This is a genomic window from Geobacter sp. OR-1 (genome assembly GCF_000813145.1).
Classification (GTDB): Bacteria; Desulfobacterota; Desulfuromonadia; order Geobacterales; family DSM-12255; genus Geoanaerobacter.
The window spans coordinates 1-2,222 of sequence record NZ_BAZF01000049.1 but is presented as its reverse complement, the minus strand read 5'-3'; the positions used below and the strand labels follow the sequence as shown (position 1 = coordinate 2,222).

Below are 2,222 nucleotides of genomic sequence, written 5' to 3'. Positions count from 1 at the left end.
GAAGAAGCCACGGCCAAGGCGATTCAAATCGTCACCATGCTCGTCGAGCGGGTCAAACGGAACAAGAAACTGGCACCGATCACCGTACCGGTCACCAAAAAGGCGCTCATCATCGGCGGCGGCATCGCCGGCATCCAGGCCGCCCTCGATATCGCCGACGCCGGCCACCAGGTCGTCCTCGTCGAGCGGGAGCCCTCCATCGGCGGCCACATGGCCCAGCTCTCCGAGACCTTCCCCACGCTTGACTGCTCCCAGTGCATCATGACCCCCAAGATGGTCGACGTTGCCAACCACCCCAACATCACCCTGCACACCTACAGCGAGATCGAGGCGGTCGACGGCTACATCGGCAACTTCCAGGTAAAAATCAGGAAGAAGGCCCGGTCGGTTGACATGGCCAAATGCACCGGCTGCGGGGTCTGCATGGCCAAATGCCCGCAGAAGAAGATCCCCAACAGCTTCGACCGGAACTTAGGCGTGCGCCCCGCCATTTACGTCCCATTCCCCCAGGCCGTCCCCAACACCCCGGTCATCGACCGGGAGAACTGCACCTGGTTCAAAACCGGCAAGTGCGGGGTCTGCCAGAAGGTCTGCGGTCCCGGGGCAGTGGATTACACCCAGGAAGACGAGATCATCGTTGAGCCGGTCGGCGCCGTCGTCGTTGCCACCGGCTTCCAACTCTACGATATCACCGAGAAACCCAAAGGCTCCCCCATCAAAGGGTATGGCGAATTCGGCCACGGCAAGATCCCCGACGTCATCGACGGTATGACCTTCGAGCGGCTGGCCTCGGCTAGCGGCCCCACCGGCGGCAAGATCCTGCGGCCATCGGATGGCAAAGAGCCGAAACAGGTGGTCTTTGTCCAGTGCGTCGGCTCCCGGGCCAGGGAAAAAGGGATCTCCTACTGTTCAAAGATCTGCTGCATGTACACCGCCAAGCACACCATGCTCTACAAGCACAAGGTCCACGACGGCCAGGCGTACGTCTTCTTCATGGATGCCCGAACCCCGGGCAAAGGGTATGACGAATTCTGGCGGCGGTCCATCGAAGAGGAAGAAGCGGTCTACATCCGCGGCGCGGTCTCCCGGATGTACGAGAAAGACGGCAAGATCGTAGTCATGGGGAGCGACATAAGTGTCGGCATCCAGGTCGAGATCGAGGCCGACCTGGTGGTACTCGCCACCGCGGTCCAGCCCCGTACCGGCGCCGACAGTCTGGCCCAGAAGCTCGGGATCTCCTACGACAAATACAACTTCTACTCCGAGGCCCACGCCAAGCTGAGGCCGGTCGAATGCGCTACCGCCGGAATCTACTTGGCCGGCGCCTGCCAGGGGCCGAAGGACATCCCGGATACCGTAAGCCAGGCGTCTGCTGCCGCAGCCAAGGTCATGACCCTCTTTGCCAAAGACCAGCTGGAGCGGGAGCCGATCATCGCCACAGTCAACGAAAAATTCTGCGCCGGCTGCCTCGCCTGCATGAAGGTCTGCCCCTATGGCGCCGTCGAAGAGAAAGAGATCCGCGACCGCCAGGGGAACCTGGTCAAGGTCGTCGCCTGGGTCAACCCCGGCGTCTGCGGCGGCTGCGGCACCTGCCAGGCCACCTGCCCGTCGAAGAGTGTCGAGCTGGATGGGTACACTGATGAGCAGATCATGGCACAGATAGAGGCATTATAACAATCGGACAAGTCAGACCGGTCAGACTTGTCCGACTAGTCAGACAAGGAAATTTGCATGCATGCTGAGAAACTGAAACACGACTTCGAACCCAAGATAGTGGCCTTTGTCTGCACCTGGTGCACCTATGCCGGGGCCGACCTGGCCGGCACCAGCCGGATGCAGTACCCGAGCAATGTCCGGGTGGTGAAGTTCCCCTGCACCGGCAGGATCGACCCGGTCTTCATCCTGCGGGCCTTCCAGAAAGGGGCCGACGGCGTCCTGGTTTCCGGTTGCCACCCGGGCGACTGCCACTACATGGCCGGCAACTTCCACGCCCGGCGGCGGTTTGCCGCCTTCAGAAAGCTCCTGGAATTTGTCGGGGTCGATCTGAACCGGCTCCAGTTCTCCTGGGTATCGGCTGCCGAGGGTGGGAAATGGGTCGAGGTAGTCACCGAGCTGACCGAAAAGGTCCGGACTATGGGGCCGATGCCGGAGTTCAAGGAGCTGGAAAGGCAAGAGTGCTGGTCCGGACAGCTGAACAGTCCGGAACTACAGGAAGCGTACAA

2 protein-coding genes are annotated in these 2,222 nt (G+C 61.4%); both read left to right on the top strand.

Annotated features, from left to right (window positions below):
• Window positions 1-1,674, top strand: a 1,674-nt coding sequence (locus OR1_RS20385; protein ID WP_041974975.1) for a CoB--CoM heterodisulfide reductase iron-sulfur subunit A family protein, incomplete at its 5' end; no start/stop codon positions are given.
• Between the two features lie 57 nt (window positions 1,675-1,731).
• Window positions 1,732-2,222: hydrogenase iron-sulfur subunit (locus OR1_RS20380; protein WP_041974973.1), on the top strand; the 491-nt coding region annotated here is incomplete at its 3' end.